The sequence below is a fragment of the Archangium violaceum Cb vi76 genome (assembly GCF_000733295.1).
GTDB classification, from domain to species: Bacteria; Myxococcota; Myxococcia; order Myxococcales; family Myxococcaceae; genus Archangium; species Archangium violaceum.
Window position 1 is genome coordinate 14,590 of sequence record NZ_JPMI01000025.1, and the last position, 16,064, is coordinate 30,653.

The 16,064-nt window shown below is 68.7% G+C and carries 15 protein-coding genes; 11 read left to right on the top strand and 4 right to left on the bottom strand.

Features of this window, described 5'->3' with window-relative positions; genetic code table 11:
* Positions 1–166 precede the first annotated feature (166 nt).
* The 3 genes from Q664_RS04240 to Q664_RS04245 all read left to right on the top strand — a co-directional run bounded on the left by Q664_RS04240 (position 167) and on the right by Q664_RS04245 (position 2,794).
* A complete protein-coding gene (locus Q664_RS04240) occupies positions 167–1,519 on the top strand; it encodes a glycoside hydrolase family 16 protein (RefSeq protein WP_043390038.1) in 1,353 nt (450 codons plus the stop codon).
* Between the two features lie 97 nt (positions 1,520–1,616).
* Positions 1,617–1,820 carry a hypothetical protein gene (locus tag Q664_RS58825; protein ID WP_160174331.1) on the top strand — a complete coding sequence of 68 codons (204 nt, stop codon included), beginning with the start codon at positions 1,617–1,619 and terminating at the stop codon, positions 1,818–1,820.
* Positions 1,821–1,939: 119 nt separating this feature from the next.
* Entirely contained in the window at positions 1,940–2,794 is an 855-nt protein-coding gene (locus Q664_RS04245; protein ID WP_043390040.1) for an alpha/beta fold hydrolase, read from the top strand.
* Positions 2,795–2,831: 37 nt separating this feature from the next.
* On the opposite strand, the gene Q664_RS04250 is transcribed toward Q664_RS04245, so the two are convergent.
* Together Q664_RS04250 and Q664_RS04255 are read right to left on the bottom strand one after the other, a co-directional pair.
* Positions 2,832–3,611, bottom strand: a complete 780-nt coding sequence (locus tag Q664_RS04250) for an alpha/beta fold hydrolase (RefSeq protein WP_235216550.1) — start codon at positions 3,609–3,611, stop codon at positions 2,832–2,834.
* Between the two features lie 120 nt (positions 3,612–3,731).
* On the bottom strand, positions 3,732–4,484 hold the full coding sequence (locus Q664_RS04255) for a GntR family transcriptional regulator (RefSeq protein ID WP_084609517.1): 753 nt from the start codon (positions 4,482–4,484) through the stop codon (positions 3,732–3,734).
* 147 nt (positions 4,485–4,631) lie between these two features.
* On the opposite strand from Q664_RS04255, the gene Q664_RS04260 reads away from it, so the two are divergent.
* Genes Q664_RS04260 through Q664_RS04270 form a run of 3 tightly spaced genes read left to right on the top strand, consistent with a single transcriptional unit; the run spans position 4,632 to position 6,707 of the window.
* Positions 4,632–5,501 (top strand): fumarylacetoacetate hydrolase family protein, encoded by an 870-nt coding sequence (locus tag Q664_RS04260; protein WP_043390043.1) that lies wholly within the window; start codon positions 4,632–4,634, stop codon positions 5,499–5,501.
* A 19-nt stretch (positions 5,502–5,520) separates the two neighbouring features.
* Positions 5,521–6,063: a VOC family protein gene (locus Q664_RS04265; RefSeq protein WP_043390045.1), complete on the top strand. Its 543-nt coding sequence runs from the start codon at positions 5,521–5,523 to the stop codon at positions 6,061–6,063.
* On the top strand, positions 6,060–6,707 hold the full coding sequence (locus tag Q664_RS04270) for a polysaccharide deacetylase family protein (RefSeq protein WP_043390048.1): 648 nt from the start codon (positions 6,060–6,062) through the stop codon (positions 6,705–6,707). Before Q664_RS04265 ends, Q664_RS04270 begins: the two co-directional genes overlap by 4 nt.
* Here the strand turns inward: Q664_RS04270 and Q664_RS04275 are convergent.
* Complete coding sequence (locus Q664_RS04275) at positions 6,682–7,308, bottom strand: TetR/AcrR family transcriptional regulator (RefSeq protein ID WP_052517654.1); 627 nt, start codon at positions 7,306–7,308, stop codon at positions 6,682–6,684. The genes Q664_RS04270 and Q664_RS04275 overlap by 26 nt on opposite strands.
* Before the next feature lie 97 nt (positions 7,309–7,405).
* Here Q664_RS04275 and Q664_RS04280 point away from each other — a divergent pair, with 97 nt between their 5' ends.
* The 5 genes from Q664_RS04280 to Q664_RS04300 are packed head-to-tail and all read left to right on the top strand — an operon-like array spanning position 7,406 to position 14,827.
* On the top strand, positions 7,406–9,100 hold the full coding sequence (locus Q664_RS04280; protein WP_043390053.1) for an acyclic terpene utilization AtuA family protein: 1,695 nt from the start codon (positions 7,406–7,408) through the stop codon (positions 9,098–9,100).
* Positions 9,101–9,135: 35 nt separating this feature from the next.
* The gene (locus tag Q664_RS04285) at positions 9,136–10,302 is read left to right on the top strand and encodes an acyl-CoA dehydrogenase family protein (RefSeq protein ID WP_043390056.1); all 1,167 of its coding nucleotides are present in this window, start codon (positions 9,136–9,138) and stop codon (positions 10,300–10,302) included.
* A gap of 14 nt (positions 10,303–10,316) precedes the next feature.
* The gene (locus tag Q664_RS04290) at positions 10,317–11,195 is read left to right on the top strand and encodes an SDR family oxidoreductase (protein ID WP_043390059.1); all 879 of its coding nucleotides are present in this window, start codon (positions 10,317–10,319) and stop codon (positions 11,193–11,195) included.
* A gap of 1 nt (position 11,196) precedes the next feature.
* Positions 11,197–12,813, top strand: a complete 1,617-nt coding sequence (locus Q664_RS04295) for an acyl-CoA carboxylase subunit beta (protein WP_043390061.1) — start codon at positions 11,197–11,199, stop codon at positions 12,811–12,813.
* Between the two features lie 10 nt (positions 12,814–12,823).
* Entirely contained in the window at positions 12,824–14,827 is a 2,004-nt protein-coding gene (locus Q664_RS04300; protein WP_043390064.1) for an acetyl/propionyl/methylcrotonyl-CoA carboxylase subunit alpha, read from the top strand.
* Positions 14,828–14,882: 55 nt separating this feature from the next.
* Here Q664_RS04300 and Q664_RS04305 read toward each other — a convergent pair whose 3' ends face one another.
* Positions 14,883–15,998, bottom strand: coding sequence for a cytochrome P450 (locus Q664_RS04305; RefSeq protein ID WP_052517655.1), 1,116 nt, complete (start codon positions 15,996–15,998; stop codon positions 14,883–14,885).
* Positions 15,999–16,064 lie beyond the last annotated feature (66 nt).

Below are 16,064 nucleotides of genomic sequence, written 5' to 3' on the forward strand. Positions count from 1 at the left end.
GATGTCGCCGCGCCCTCATCCGTGGGTTGTGCCGCGTTGCGTCGCTCGAATTCCGTGACCTCTCCCTTGTCTTTCTTCGGACAGTGGATAAAGTCGGCGATGGCGCGTTTTACAACTCTGGCGCGGAATCCCCCTCCCCTTCGTTTCACCTTCCTGAGGACCCCCTATGAATCCTCGCAAGCTTCATTTCCGTTTCCTGGCCACGTGCTGTCTCGCCGCCCTCCAGGGGTGCGCGATGGATCCTTCCGCGCTCCCCGAGGAGGTTGACCTCGGGAGCCACGAGCAGGCGGAGCTGGGCTACAACCCGGGCGCCGGCTGGAACCTCGTCTGGCAGGACGAGTTCGACGGCACGGCCGTCAACGGCAACAACTGGACCGTGCTGACGAGCAACTGGGACCCCGTCACCAACAACTGCAACTTCGGCACGGGCGAGCTGGAGTTCCCCCGGGCGCAGAACGTCACGGTGGGCGGCGGCAAGCTCGTCATCACCGCCGAGCGCACGAGCGACAACCCCGTGGACTCGCGGTGCACCGGCTATGGCGCGCGCTCCTTCTACTCCGGCCGCCTGCACACCAAGGGCAAGGTGGAGCGGCGGTACGGGAAGGTCGCCGCCAGCATCAAGATTCCCTCGGGCTACGGCATGTGGCCGGCCTTCTGGACGCTGGGCGCCAACATCTCCAACGTCGGGTGGCCGAGCAGCGGGGAGATAGACATCCTGGAGTGGCACTCCAATGAGCCCACGTGGATGAAGTCCGCCACGCATTGGTACAACGGCGGGCAGGCGGACTGGGGCACGGGCCAGAGCGGCGGCTACAACCTGGCCGACTCCTTCCACACCTACGAGGTGGAGTGGACGGCCAGCAGCATGGTGTTCCGTCTGGACGGCCAGCGCGTGGGCGCCACGTACTACCACAACGAGACCGAGTTCCAGCAGCCGCACTACCTCATCCTGAACCTGGCGCTGGGCGGCAACTGGTACGGCCACCCGAGCCCCGCCAGCATCGCGCTGCCCGCGGGCACGAGGAAGACGATGGAGGTGGAGTGGGTGCGCTGGTACCAGCAGGGCGGCTCCAGCGGTGTCTCGCTCACCAACCCGGGCTTCGAGTCGGGCATGACGGGCTGGGCCACCTGGAGCCCCAACGGCACCGAGGCCGCGGACTTCTCCGAGACGTACAACGGCGGCCACTCGGGCGCCTACCACCTGACGCACTGGAGCGGTTCGCCCTTCGAGGTGTGGACGTACCAGACGCGTACGGGGCTCGCGACGGGCAACTACAAGGTGCGCGCGTGGGTGCGCAAGGGAGGCGGCTTCGACATCGCGCGGCTGCAGGCGAAGACGTGCGGCTCGTGCGGGCCTGTCTCCACGGACCTGGGCACGTACGGCAACTGGACACTGGTGGAGACGCCCGCCATCTACGTCTCCGGTGGCTACCTCGAGCTGGGCTTCCACACCCGCGCCAGCGTGGGCAACTCGGCCAACTTCATCCACATGGATGATGTGGAGTTGATCCGCTTGTAAAGCCAGGCGGGGAGGTTGGGCACCTCATACCAAGGTATGGGTTGCCCAACCCCACGTAGAATGGCCTTGGGCGCGCGACCGGCGCATCCTGTTCGCCATGACGTTTCCCACCCCGTCGAAGACGCTCGTCCTCATCCACGGCGTCGAGGAGGACTGGGAAGAGGTGGCTGACTTCGTCCTCGACTGGGCCGTCGATGCGGCCCGGGCCACCGCGCCCACCCACGCCGGTTTGGGTCGTCCAGCCCAACGTACAAAAGACGGCACGAAGGCCCGTCATCATAATCACTCTCGAGCTTCGTGAAGGTGAGGCCACCGCGAGCCTGCCCTCACGCCAGCCAACCGCCCGCTCGAAGTGAGCCCATGCCGACACAGAGTTGCCTTTCACCCGGAGGCTCCTCCTCCATGACCCGGAGCTCTCATATGCCATCCCCCATCCCTACCGCCGTCAACACGCCCACCCGCTTCGTCGAGCTGAAGGGGCGCCGCCTCGCCTATCGTGACCTCGGCCAGGGCGTACCCATCATCCTGTGCCTGCGGTTTCGCGGCATTCTGGATTCGTGGGACCCCGCCTTCCTCGATGCGCTGGCGGCCCACCACCGCGTCATCACCTTCGACTATTCCGGCCTGGGCCAGTCCACCGGCACGCCCAGCTATGTGCGCACGAAGATGGCACAAGATGCCGTCGACCTGGCCGACGCGCTCGGCCTGGAGCGCTTCGTCATCGGTGGCTGGTCACTGGGTGGGATCGCGGCCCAGGTGGTGGCGCGCCTGCACCCCCAGCGCGTCATCAAGGCCCTCCTGATTGGCACCACCCCGCCAGGCAGGGTGCGCGTGCCGGCGAAGCCCATCTTCTTCGAGCGCGCCTTGAAGCCAGTGAACGACCTGGATGATGAGACCGTGCTGTTCTTCCATCCGGAGTCAGAGAAGTCCCGCGCCGCCGCCGTGGCATCCCACCATCGCATCGCGGCGCGCACGACGGATACCAGTCCGGCGATTCCCATCGACACCGTCCTGAGGCTGTTGGCCGAGACCAAGGGCGATGATGTCTTCGTGGATGACAACGGCTACCGCGACTTCCTCGAGACGACGGACATCCCCATGCTGGTCATCTCCGGAGACCAGGAGATCGTCTTCCCGGTCGAGAACTGGTTCGACCTGACGCCGCGGACGAAGTCGGTCCACCTGATGGTGTTCCCGCAGATGGGCCATGGCCCTCAGCACGAGGCGCCGCAAGTCTGTGCCGACCTGATCGCCAGTTTCATCCGGAACTTCTGAGGACCCACCCAGGCACCCGGCACGGACCGTGCGCGGTTCAGACGGCCCGGGCCGCGGACCGGCTGGCATTTGAAGCGTCCTTGACGAACTCCGCCAGCACGGCCTCGAAGTCCGCTCTCGCTTCGAGGAATGGCAGGTGCCCCACGTTGGAGAACCACGTGCATCGGGCCGTGCGTGCACGTGCCAGCACCACCTCCGAGCTCATGGCCGGGAGAACCACCTGATCGAGCCCGCCATGCAGCACGGCCAACGGACAACCACAGCGCTCGAGCTCCACCGAATAGTCTTCCGCGCGCGACAGGAGCGCGCGGCGGACATGCAGCGGCACACGCAGCATGGTGCGAACGCTCTCCTCGGCCAGCTTCGGGTCCATCCGTCGCGCCGCGCAAGCATCGAAGAAGGAGCGCGCCGCTGCCTCGTAGGACTCCACGTCCTCCGCCAGCAGGCCGCGTGCGTTCGCGAGCATGCCCGGTCCGAACAAGGCGCGGGCGGGCCTTCCCGTCCTCAGCGACGCGGCCACGAAGAAGAGTCCGCCCAGGGCCGCGTCCCCGTGGTGCCGGAGATAGTCGCCGACGACGACCCCCCCGTACGACCAGGCGGCCACGACGGGCCGCTCCAGGCCGAGCTTCTGGATGACCGCCTGGAGATCATCGGCGAAGTGAACGCCGTTCACGTACGGCTCGTCCCCTTCGGGCTTGTCCGAGTCGCCGTGTCCGCGCAAATCGACCGCGACGAGGCGATGGTTCCGCGCGAGACCGCCCTGGAGGACCGCCTCCCAGCTCTGGCGGCTCTGGGCGAAGCCATGCACGAAGAGCACGGACGGAGCCCCTGATGAAGGGCCCGTCTCACTCACCGCGAGCCGAACGCCACCCGGACCTTCGACGAATGAAGTGCGTAGCATGCCGCCGCGAGCCAGTACGCGCATGCGGCCGGGGCGTCAACCCTTCTTGCGGATGCTCCTCGTTTTTGTCGGCAATTCCTTCTCGGTGGGAGGGAGGCCGGCACGCAGACCCGGATGGCCCGCGAGGACGAGCTCGGTCGTCTTCGCGATGTGCTCGGTCAAGAGCGCGCAGGCGCGCTCCGCATCGCGGTCCAGGGTGGCTCGCACGAGGGCGGTGTGCTCGCCGCCGACGTCCCGCCCGGCCTTGCCATACGCCTGGGCAAGGCGGCGGTAGCGCTCGGTCTGGTCGAACAACATCGCATGAAACTTGAGGAGCCAGGGCGAGCCGCACGCGCCGAGCAGGGTCGCATGGAAGCGCGCGTGCTCGAGCTCCCAGGCCTCGTCGAGCGTTCCGCTTCCCGAGGCTGGAACCCTCCGCAGGAGGCGGTGGAGGGCCGCGGTCACCTCGCCCTCCCAGGTGATGTCACCCTGGGCGATCGCCGCGCGCAGCGCGAGGGTTTCAATCTGTTGGCGCGTCCGTGTCAGGTCCAACAGGTCGGCGCGTGAGATGGGCGCCACCCGGAAGCCGCGCTGGTCCTCGATGGTGACGAGCCCCTCGGACGCGAGGCGGCAGCAGGCCTCGCGCAACGGCGTCCGCCCGACGCCATAGCGAGGCGCCAGATGTTCGAGCCTCAGCTTCTCGCCTGGCGGCAACACCCCATGAAGGATGTCGCCGCGAAGCCGGTCCACGACCGCCGACGCGAGCGTGGGTTCGGACACCGGGCCTGGGGCGCGGGATGAAGCAGTCATCGACCTCCTCACGGGAACATCGGCCGTATACGACATGGCCAGGAATTGACACAAGGCGTCGAAATGAATGCAAAGTGAATTTTGTCGACATTCCGTTGATGTGACCCGCCACCCCCGCTAGGTTGAGCGCGCAGGGAGGGCAGCACCATGCGGATTGCTTCGATTCTCGTGAAGGACGGACCGGCGCTCGGTGTGCGTACACCCGGGGGGATGGTCAACCTGACGTCCCTGGATCCGTCGCTCGGGAACTCGCTGCGTGCCCTGCTCGAACGCGGCCCTGGCGCGCTGAAGTCCCTGGTTGGCCGCGCGGCGGAGGCGGCCGAGCGGTACCGGCTCGCTCCCTCGGAATTCCGCTACCTGCCCCTCGTGCCGGAGCCGAGCAAGTTTCTCTGCCTCGGACTGAACTACGTCGCCCATGCGTCGGAGGCGACCTACGAGACACCTCGCTACCCCGTGGTGTTCACCCGCGTGCCATCGAGTCTGCTCGCGCATGGCGAGCCCCTGGTGGTGCCCACCTGCTCGAATCAACTCGACTACGAGGCCGAGCTCGCCGTGGTGGTGGGACGTCCGGGGCGCAACATCCCGCGCGAACGGGCTCTGGAGTGGGTCGCGGGGTACACGCTCTTCAACGACGGTTCGATTCGCGACTACCAGAAGCGCACCCACCAATGGACGATCGGGAAGAACTTCGACGGGACGGGCGCCCTGGGCCCCGAGCTCGTGACGCCTGATGAGCTGCCGGAGGGGGCCAAGGGGCTGCGCATCCAGATGCGCGTCGGGGATGAGCTCGTGCAGGACGCGAACACGTCGGACATGATTTTCGACGTCACCACCGTCCTCGCCGAGCTCTCCGAGGCCATGACGCTCCAGCCGGGTGATGTGATCGCCATGGGCACTCCGAGCGGTGTGGGCGCCGCGCGAACGCCGCCGCGATTCCTCCGCGCCGGCGACGTGTGCGAGGTCTCGATCGAGCGCATCGGTGTGCTGCGCAACCCCGTCGTCGACACAACTCGATGAACCCCACCAAGGAGGACGAATGACCACGTCAGCGAAACTGCCGAGCCGGCTTCACCACACGGCCTACGTGACGAAGGATCTCGAGGCGACGCGGAAGTTCTACGAGGAGCTGATCGGCCTGCCGCTCGTCGCGACCTGGTGTGAATCGGACGAGCTGTTTGGCGCCGTCCGCACCTATTGCCACACGTTCTTCGAGCTCGGCGACGGGAGCGCGCTCGCGTTCTTCCAGTTCGAGAAACCGGAGGATCAAAAGCTCTTCGGACCGGAGATGCCTCCCTCCCCGTTCCACCACATCGCGCTGAATGTCGATCCCGAGACCCAGCGTGGCATCGAGCAACGCCTGCGGGCCGCCGGCTACACCGAGCCCGGGTTGTACGTGCTCGAGCATGGCTACTGCCGATCGCTCTACGTCGAGGATCCGAACGGGATGATCGTCGAGTTCACGCATGACAGCCCGGAGGCCGTGAAGCCCGAGCTGGTGCAGGCCCGCCGCGCCAAAGCACACCGCGAGCTGGCGCGTTGGCTCGCGGGCGACCGCACCTCCAACAACATGTTCCGATGAGACTGCTCACGCTCTCGTTCGACAACGGGCCTGACCCCCACGTGACGCCGAGGGTGCTCGACATCCTGGCGTCGCATGCGGTCACCGCGCATTTCTTCGTGCTGGGGAAGAACCTCGTCGCGGATGAAGGGCGGCGTCTCGTCGAACGTGCGCGCGACGAGGGACACCTCGTCGGAAACCACTCCTTCACGCACGCCGTACCGCTCGGAGAGGATGTACGCCCGGAGGCGGTGGAGGCGGAGATCGCCGCCACGGATGCACTCCTCTCCCCGCTGGTGCCTCCACCGAAGAGGTTCCGCCCCTTCGGCGGCGGAGGCAAGCTGGGCCCGCACCTCCTGAATCAGGGCGCGGTCGACCATCTGCTCACCCACCGGTACTCATGCGTTCTCTGGAATAGCGTTCCAGGCGATTGGCTGGATCCCAAGGGATGGCCAGAGCGGGCGCTCGAGGATTGCACCACCCGCCCTCATACGCTGATGGTCCTGCATGACATTCCGGATGCCTGCCTCGAGGGACTCGATGGATTCCTCCGCGAGGCGAAAGCCCTGGGCCTGCACTTCACCACGGAATGTCCGCGGGACTGTGTGCCCATTGACGAGGGACGCCTCGTCGGCGACCTCACGGGCCTCGTGGCGCCGGCGTGAGCTGAGCCTCGAGGGTACGCGCCCAGTGGGCGAGCACCTTGCGGCGCCGCGCGGTGTCGTCGTTGAGCAGGTTCGCGAGCGCCAGGCCACGGAGGAGGTCCAGTGTCGCGCGCACGGCGTCACGGACCTCACGTTCGCGCTCCTCGAGGCCGAGCAGCTCGACGGTGAGCCGGTGCACCTCCCGGCCCACGTGCGTTTCGAGCGGCAGAAGAAGTGCCTTCAGCTCCGCGTCGGCCACGGCCGCCACCCATAGATGCGTCGCGGCCGTGAAGAGCGGACCCGCGTAGATGTCATAGAGCAGATTCAGCAGTGGCTCGACGCGCCGCCGGCTCTGCGGCAGGCTCTTCGCGCGCTGCGCGAGCTCCTCGACCTGCTGGTGGGAGACATGCTCGACCGCGGCCGTGACGAGCGCCGTCCGCGTCGGGAAGTGGTGTTGGCAGGCACCCCGAGACACCCCCGCCCGCTCGGCGATGGCGCCGGTCGTCGCCCCTGCCCAGCCCTGCTCCGCGAGCACCTCGATGGCGGCCGTCATCAGCTTCTGCCGCGTCACACGGCTGCGTTCCTGCTCCTGCCTCGTCGCTCCGCTCGCCGGACCGCTCATGCCCCTACCCTCTTTCAACATCTGGAAAAAATCAATCACGCTTGCTTTTTTCCGGGCGAGGGGGACAGACTCACCCCTCACCGTCACGGGAGGGTCGATGGACGCGCGATCGCTGCGAATCGGCAATGCATCCGGCTTCTATGGCGACCGCTTCTCCGCGTTCCGCGAGATGCTGGAAGGCGGTCCTCTCGACGTCCTCACGGGCGACTACCTGGCCGAGCTGACGCTCCTCATCCTGGGCCGCGACCGGCTCAAGAACCCGGCGAGCGGATACGCCAAGACCTTCCTGCGCCAGCTCGAGGAGACGCTCGGCCTCGCCATGGAGAAGAAGGTCCGCATCGTCGCGAACGCGGGTGGCCTCAACCCGGCGGGGCTCGCGAACGACCTGCGCGCGCTCGCCACGAAGCTCGGTCTGTCCGTCCGCATCGCGCACGTCGAGGGTGACGACCTCGTCGGACGAGCGGACGAGCTCGGCTTCGGTCAGCCCCTCACGGCGAACGCGTACCTCGGCGGCTGGGGCATCGCGGCGTGTCTCGACGCGGGCGCGGACATCGTCGTCACGGGGCGGGTGACCGATGCCGCGCTCGTCGTCGGCCCCGCCGCCTCCCACTTCGGCTGGAAGCGCCACGACTGGGACCGCCTCGCTGGCGCCATGGTCGCCGGCCACGTCCTCGAGTGCGGCGCCCAGGCGACCGGTGGCAACTTCGCGTTCTTCGGAGAGCTCGACATGCGCCGGCCCGGATTCCCGCTCGCGGAGATCTTCGCCGACGGCTCGAGCATCATCACGAAACACCCGGGCACCGGCGGCGCCGTCACCGTCGATACCGTGAAGGCCCAGCTCGTCTACGAGATCGCCAGCCCCCGCTATGCCGGCCCCGACGCCACCGCGCGCTTCGACACCATCACGATCGAGGCCGCTGGCACCGACCGGGTGCGCCTGTCGGGCGTACGCGGTGAACCGCCGCCTCCGGATGTGAAGGTGTGCCTGAACCGGCTCGGCGGGTTCCGCAACGAGGCCAACTTCGTGCTCGTCGGCCTCGACATCGAGGAGAAGGCCGCGCTCGTGCGGGCGCAGTTCGACGCGGCGCTCGACCCGCGGCCGGCCGAGCTCGTCTACACCCTCGCGCGCACCGACCACGCCGACGCAGCGAGCGAGGAGCAGGCCTCGGCGACACTGCGCGTCAGCGCGAAGGATGCCGATTCGAAGGTCGTCGGACGCCACTTCAGCAGCGCCGCGGTGGAGCTCGCGCTGGCCAGCTACCCTGGCTTCTTCATGACCGCGATTCCCGGCGACGCCTCGCCCTTCGGTGTCTACACGCCGGCCTGGGTCGATGCGCGGAAGGTGCCGCACGTCTCCGTGCTTCCGGATGGAACACGCATCGACGTGGCGCCCCCGGAGGAGACGCTCGGGCTCGAAGCGGTTGCGGAGCCGGCACCGCCAGCACCCCTGCCGCCGGGACCCACCCGGCGCGTGCCGCTCGGCCGGGTGGCCCTGGCCCGCAGTGGAGACAAGGGCGGGGACGCGAACATCGGCGTCTGGGTCCGCACCGAGGAGGCGTGGCGCTGGCTCGTGCACACCCTCACGGAGGAGAAGCTGCGCGCGCTGCTGCCAGAGACGCGCGCGCTTCGGATCCACCGGCACGTGCTTCCGAACCTGCGCGCCTTGAATTTCGTCGTCGAGGGCCTCCTCGGAGAGGGCGTCTCGTCGTCCACCCGCTTCGACCCACAGGCCAAGGCGCTCGGCGAGTGGCTGCGCGCACGCCACGTCGAGGTACCGGAACAGCTTCTCTGACCCTTCGCAGGCTCCCAAGCCCACCGAGAAAGCCCATGCAGCAGACCCAGGAACACCGCGCCATCCGCCAGACCGTCCGCAAGTTCGTCGAACAGGAACTGAACCCGCACATCGACGCCTGGGAGGCCGCGGAGATCTTCCCCGCGCGAGAGGTGTTCCGGAAGCTCGGTGAGCTCGGGTTGCTCGGCATCACCAAGCCGGCGGAGTTCGGCGGGCTCGGGCTCGACGCGTCGTTCTCGGTCGCCTTCGCCGAGGAGCTCGGCCACTGCACCTGCGGCGCGCTGCCCATGGCGATCGGTGTCGTCACCGACATGGCGACGCCCGCCCTCGCCCGCTTCGGCAGCGACGCGCTGCGGCGGGAGTTCCTCGCGCCGACGCTCACTGGCGAGCGCGTCTGCTCCATCGCGGTGAGCGAGCCTGGTGCCGGCTCCGACGTCGCGGGGGTGACGACCACCGCGCGCCGCGACGGCGACGACTACGTCATCGACGGCAGCAAGATGTGGATCACCAACGGCATGCAGGCGGATTGGATCTGCCTGCTCGCCAACACGGGCGACGGGCCGGCACACGCGAACAAGTCGCTCATCGTCGTGCCGATGGACCGCCCCGGCATCACCCGGTCGAAGATCCGCAAGCTCGGCATGTGGGCGTCCGACACGGCGCAGCTCTTCTTCGACGGCGTGCGCGTGCCGGTGCGCTTCCGCATCGGCGAGGAGGGGCGCGGCTTCGCCATGCAGATGCAGCAGTTCCAGGAGGAGCGGCTCTTCGTGGCGGCGAGCACGCTCGTCACCTTCGACCGGCTCATCGCGCAGACGGCGGAGTACACGCGGCAGCGCAAGGCGTTCGGGCAGCCGATTCTCGACAACCAGACCGTGCACTTCAGGCTCGCCGAGCTGCAAACAGAGGTCGAGGCGCTCCGGGCGCTCATCTACCGCACCGTCGAGCTGTACGTGGAGAACAAGGACGACGCCGAGGTCGTGAAGCTCGCCTCGATGTGCAAGCTCAAGTCGGGCCGCCTCGCCCGCGAGCTCGCCGACGGGTGTCTCCAGTACTGGGGCGGCATGGGCTTCACCTGGGACAACCCCGTCGCACGCGCCTACCGCGACCTGCGCCTCGGCTCCATCGGCGGCGGAGCCGATGAGGTGATGCTCGGAATCATCAGCAAGGCAATGGGCACCCTGCCCCGCAAGTCGCGCGGCTGAGGCGGAGACACACCATGGGATACCGTTCAGTCTTCGCTCCTGGAACCTTCGCGAACCGCACCATCATCGTTACCGGCGCGGGCAGCGGCATCGGCCGGTGCACCGCCCACGAGCTCGCGTCGCTCGGCGCACACGTCGTCCTCATCGGCCGCAAGCCGGAGAAGCTCGCGCGCGTCGCCGGAGAACTCGCCGCCGAGGGACACACGTCCACGCAGCACGCCGTGGACATCCGCGACGAGGAAGCGGTGCGCACCATGGTCGCCACCGTCGTCCAGGCGCGTGGCCGCATCGACGGACTCGTGAACAACGCCGGAGGGCAGTTCCCCTCGCCGCTCACGCAGATCTCCAAGAAGGGCTTCGAGGCGGTCGTCGCGACGAACCTCACCGGCGGATTCCTCGTCGCACGCGAGGTGTTCGCACAGTCCATGAGCGAGCACGGCGGCGCCATCGTGAACATGCTCGCGGACGCCTGGAATGGCATGCCGGGCATGGGGCACTCGGGCGCGGCGCGTGCCGGCATGTTCAACCTGACGCAGACGGCCGCCGTCGAGTGGGCCTCCGCCGGGGTTCGCGTGAACGCCGTCGCGCCCGGCTGGGTCGCCTCGAGCGGCCTCGACACCTACGAGGATCCGGCCATCCGCGCGCTCATTCCCCAGCTGCGCCGGCAGGTGCCCCTGCACCGGCTCGCCACCGAGGCCGAGGTGAGCGGAGCCATCGTGTTCCTCCTCTCCGACGTGGCGGCGTTCATCACCGGCGAGGTCATCCGCATCGACGGGGGCGCGTCCTGCAACACGAAGACCCTCCCGCTGCCAGCGCACTCGCGCTCGAAGCCATACGACGGGTTCCATCTCGCCGCGCCGCCGAAGATCCTCGACGGCCCGAAGGAGAAGTGACGTGCCGACGCTCGCCTCCCGCATCGAACCGGCCTCCCCCGCCTTCGTCACGAACCGGAAGGAGATGCTCGCCCGTGTCGCCGAGCTGCGCGCCATCGAGCAGAAGTCGCGTGACACCGAGCAACTGGCCCGCGAGAAGTTCCAGCAGCGCGGGCAGCTCCTGCCGCGCGAACGCCTGGCGCTGCTGCTCGACCGGGGCTCCCCCTTCCTCGAGCTCTCGACGCTCTGCGGCTACAAGCACCACGACGACACCGATGGCTCGCTCGCCGGCGGCAATACCATCATCGGCATCGGGTTCGTCTCGGGCGTGCGCTGCCTCGTGAGCGTGAGCAACTCCGCCGTGAAGGGCGGCACCGCGACGCCCTGGGGAACCCAGAAGGTGCTGCGCGCGCAGGAGATCGCGCGTGAGAACCGGCTGCCCGTCGTGTCGCTCATCGAGAGCGGCGGCGCGAACCTGCTCTATCAGCAGGAGATCTTCATCCCGGGCGGGGAGACCTTCTACAACCAGGCGAAGCTGTCGGCGGCCGGCATCCCCCAGGTCACCATCGTCCACGGCTCGAGCACGGCCGGCGGCGCGTACATTCCGGGGCTCTCCGACCACGTCATCATGGTCCGAGGAAAGGCGAAGGTGTTCCTCGCCGGCCCGCCCCTCCTGCGCGCGGCCACGGGCGAGGTCGCCACGGACGAAGAGCTCGGCGGCGCCGAGATGCACGCCACCGTTGCCGGCACCGCGGACCATCTCGCCGAGGACGACTCCGATGGGGTCCGCATCGCGCGTGAGATCATCGCGTCGCTCGGGTGGAACGATGCCTTGCCACCGCTCGCGCGCTCCGCCTTCGAGCCCCCCCGCTACCCGGCGGAGGAGCTGTGTGGCGTCGTACCCATCGACTACCGGCGGCCCTACGACTGCCGCGAGGTGATCGCGCGGCTCGTGGATGGCTCGGACTTCACGCCCTTCAAGGACGACTACGACGCGCTCACCGTCTGCGGCTGGGCGCGCCTCGAGGGCCGGGCGATTGGCATCATCGGCAACAACGGGCCCATCACGCCGAGGGGCTCGACGAAGGCGGGGCAGTTCATCCAGCTCTGCTGTCAGGCGCGGACGCCCATCGTCTACCTGCAGAACACGACCGGCTACATGGTGGGAACCCAGTCGGAGCAGGGCGGCATCGTGAAGCACGGCGCGAAGATGCTGCAGGCGGTGGCCAACGCGACCGTGCCGCAAGTGACGATCCTGCTCGGGGGTTCCTTTGGCGCGGGCAACTACGGCATGTGCGGCCGCGCGTTCCACCCGCGCTTCATCTTCGCCTGGCCGAACGCGCGCACGGCGGTCATGGGCGGCGAGCAGGCGGCGAAGGTGCTCTCCATCGTCATGGCCGAGAAGGCCCGGCGCTCCGGCCAGCCTGTCGACGAGGAAGCGATGAACGAGTTCGCGCGGCCCCTCATCGAGCAGTTCGACCGCGAGTCGGATGCCTTCCACTGCAGCGCGCGGCTGTTCGACGACGGCGTCATCGATCCACGGGACACGCGGCGGGTGCTCGGGTTCATCCTGGCCACGTGCGAGGAGGCCGAGCGCCGCACGGTCTCGCCCAACACCTTCGGCGTCGCCCGGCTGTAGCGAGGGAACCATGAAGCGCATTCACAAGGTGCTGGTGGCGAACCGGGGTGAGATCGCCGTGCGCGTGCTGCGGACCTGCCGCCGCCTCGGCCTGCGCACGGTCGCCGTCTTCTCCGACGCGGACCAGGACGCCCCCCACGTACGGCTCGCCGACGAGGCGGTGCGCCTGGGGCCGGCACCAGCGAAGGAGTCGTACCTCTCCATCGAGCGGGTGCTCGCGGCGGCGGCGGCGTCCGGTGCCAATGCCATCCATCCCGGTTACGGCTTCCTCTCGGAGAACGAGGACTTCGCGCGCGCGTGCGCGGAGGCCGGCCTCGTGTTCATCGGGCCACCGGCGGAAGCCATCGAGCTGATGGGAAACAAGCGGCAGGCGAAGCTGCGCATGCAGGCCGCCGACGTGCCGTGCATCCCCGGCTACGAGGCCGCCCGTCCCGGCGAGTCGCTCGACGACGAAGCCCTGGCCGGTGAAGGCAAGCGCATCGGGTTCCCCGTCATGGTGAAGGCGGCGGCGGGCGGCGGCGGGCGTGGCATGCGCCTCGTCCGCGAGCCCGGTGCACTGCTCGACGCCATCCGCTCCGCACGCTCGGAGGCGGAGAACGCCTTCGGCAGTGGCGAGCTCATTCTCGAGCGTGCGATCGAAGGCGCGCGTCACGTCGAGGTGCAGGTCTTCGCGGACGAGCATGGGAACGCGGTGCACCTCGGCGAGCGCGACTGCTCCATCCAGCGGCGGCACCAGAAGGTGGTCGAGGAGAGCCCGTCCCCCGCCGTCACGCCAGCGCTTCGCGAGCGCATGGGGGCCGTGGCGGTGCAGGCGGTCCGCGCCATCGGCTACCGCGGCGCGGGGACCATCGAGTTCCTCCTCGCTCCGAGCGGCGACTTCTTCTTCATGGAGATGAACACGCGCCTGCAGGTCGAGCACCCCGTGACGGAGCTCGTGACGGGGCTCGACCTGGTCGAGTGGCAGTTGCGTGTCGCGGACGGCGAGCCGCTCCCGCTGACGCAGCCGGAAATCGACTTCCGTGGGCATGCCATCGAGGTGCGGCTGTGCGCGGAGGACCCGGCCCACGGGTTCCTTCCCCAGACGGGCCGGCTCCTCGCGTGGGCTCCGCCAGCCGGCGAGGGCATCCGTGTCGACCACGGCGTGCGCGAGGGCCAGGAAATCACGCCGTTCTATGACTCCATGCAGGCGAAGCTCATCGCGCACGGGCCGGACCGTGAGACAGCGCGCGAGCGGCTGGCCGCGGCGCTGCGGGAGCTGACGGTGTTCGGTGTCACCACGAATGGCACTTTCCTCCAGCACGTCCTCGCGCACGAGGCGTTCCGCTCGGGCCACTACGACACGGGCTTCGTCGCCACGCACATGCCCCCGGAGACGCTGCGTGCGCTGGGGCAGGCTTCCGCCGAGGACCAGGCCGTCGTGGCCGCCCTGCTCTTCCACGACGACGCGGTGGCGCTCGCGCGGCGGGGAGGCTTCGACGCGACGCTCGCCGGATGGAGCAGCTCCTACGCCCTACCGGTGCCGATCGTCCTGAATGATGGGGCCTCGGAGTTCCGCGCATCGGTCCGCCCCGTCGCTCCGGCGGAGTACGAGGTCCACATCGGCGACATCCGTGTCGCGCTGTCCCTGCGCTCCATCGCCCCCGAGCACGCCGAGGTCGAAGTGGCGGGAAGGCGCCGCGCGGTCCGGTACCGGCGCGCGGGTGGAACCCTGTGGTGCTCGCTCGATGGCGTCACGCGCCACCTCCACGACGTCTCCTTCCGGCTGCCCTCCGAGCGTGAGCGCGCCAGCGACGGCCGCCTGCGTGCGCCGATGGACGGCCGCATCATCCGGGTGAACGCCGAGGCCGGCGCGACCGTGAAACGGGGCGACGTGCTGGTGGTGCTCGAGGCGATGAAGATGGAGTCGCCGCTCGTCGCGCCCACCGACGGTGTCGTCACGGCGGTGAACGTCACGGTCGGGGCGCAGGTGCCGGCACGCCACGTCGTCGCGGTCGTCTCGCCGGGGGGAGAGTGAGCGGCCTGCTCGCCCTCTGTACGCACAGGAAGTGCGTCCAGTTCGAGGGGCCCGACTACCAGGTCACCGGCATCTCGTACGCGCCGAGCACGTTGTCGTTCCGCTTGAAGGGGATGTCCTGGACAGGCACGGCCAGGCGCAGGGTGGGGATTCGCCGGAGCAGTGTGGGGAACACCACCTCGAGCTCGATGAGGGCGAGCGCCCGTCCCGTGCACAGGTGGATCCCATGACCCAGGGCGAGGTTGCGCTGCGGTGTGCGGTGGATGTCCAGGCGGTCCGGATCGGGAAAGACCGTCTCATCGCGGTTGGCGGAGTCCGTCTGGACGAGGACGCCTTCACCGGCGCGGATGAGCTGACCGCCCATCACGAGGTCCTCCGTGGCGACGCGTTGCCGGCCGCTGTGTGAGACGGTGACGTAACGCAGCAGTTCCTGGATGGCCGCGGAGAGCTGCGTGGGGTCATCCGCGATCGCACGCAGCTCGCCGCGCTGGTCCGGGTCGAGCAACAGCGCCAGCGTGCCCATGATGATCATGTACGCGGACGGCCCATGCCCGGCGTGGAACAGCATCTGGAACATGGCGGCTGCATCCTGCTCGCTCAGCATCCCCTTTCGCACGTACTCGGCCACGACGCGGCCGACCACCGTGTCGCTGGGATTGCGCACGTTCTCGGCCACGAGGCGTTCGAAGTAGCCATCCAGCTCCTTCAGGGCCCGCCCCGCAGCATCCTTCGGCGAGTCACGAGACCCGACCGTGCAGCTGAGGCCGTGCAGGTACTCGCAATCGTCTTGGGAGACGCCGAGCAACTCGCAGATGACGCGAATGGACACGGGGAGCGCGAAGGCCCCCAGCAGGTCAGCCGGCCGCGGCCCGGCCAGCATCGCGTCGAGCGCCTCGTCGGCAATACGCTGGATGCGCGGCCGCAGGACCTCCATCCGCCGAGGCGAGAACTCCTGCATGATCATGGCCCGCTGGGCCCTGTGCTCCGAATCGGAGCGGAACGAGAACGGCAGGACTGATTCCAGCCGGGCGGCCGATGAGGGCGACGTGTGGGGGAAGCCCGGCAGCCTGAAATCCAGGCTCAGCCGCGGGTCGCCGAGGGCCTGACAGGCGTCGTCGTAGCGGGTGATCAGCCACGGCGTGCTTCCATCCCATACGCGAACCCGAGTCACCGGGGCCTCTCTCCTGAGCCGCTTGTACTCGGCTGGAGGGTCTAGCGGGCAGCTCCAGTTCTTGGG

Coding starts and splice junctions, on each gene's coding strand:
- Q664_RS04285 (WP_043390056.1), top strand. CDS start 9,136: ATGCAGCAGACCCAGGAACACCGCGCCATCCGCCAGACCGTCCGCAAG.
- Q664_RS04275 (WP_052517654.1), bottom strand. CDS start 7,308: ATGAGCGGTCCGGCGAGCGGAGCGACGAGGCAGGAGCAGGAACGCAGC.
- Q664_RS04240 (WP_043390038.1), top strand. CDS start 167: ATGAATCCTCGCAAGCTTCATTTCCGTTTCCTGGCCACGTGCTGTCTC.
- Q664_RS04255 (WP_084609517.1), bottom strand. CDS start 4,484: ATGACTGCTTCATCCCGCGCCCCAGGCCCGGTGTCCGAACCCACGCTC.
- Q664_RS04280 (WP_043390053.1), top strand. CDS start 7,406: ATGGACGCGCGATCGCTGCGAATCGGCAATGCATCCGGCTTCTATGGC.
- Q664_RS58825 (WP_160174331.1), top strand. CDS start 1,617: ATGACGTTTCCCACCCCGTCGAAGACGCTCGTCCTCATCCACGGCGTC.
- Q664_RS04260 (WP_043390043.1), top strand. CDS start 4,632: ATGCGGATTGCTTCGATTCTCGTGAAGGACGGACCGGCGCTCGGTGTG.
- Q664_RS04300 (WP_043390064.1), top strand. CDS start 12,824: ATGAAGCGCATTCACAAGGTGCTGGTGGCGAACCGGGGTGAGATCGCC.
- Q664_RS04245 (WP_043390040.1), top strand. CDS start 1,940: ATGCCATCCCCCATCCCTACCGCCGTCAACACGCCCACCCGCTTCGTC.
- Q664_RS04270 (WP_043390048.1), top strand. CDS start 6,060: ATGAGACTGCTCACGCTCTCGTTCGACAACGGGCCTGACCCCCACGTG.
- Q664_RS04290 (WP_043390059.1), top strand. CDS start 10,317: ATGGGATACCGTTCAGTCTTCGCTCCTGGAACCTTCGCGAACCGCACC.
- Q664_RS04265 (WP_043390045.1), top strand. CDS start 5,521: ATGACCACGTCAGCGAAACTGCCGAGCCGGCTTCACCACACGGCCTAC.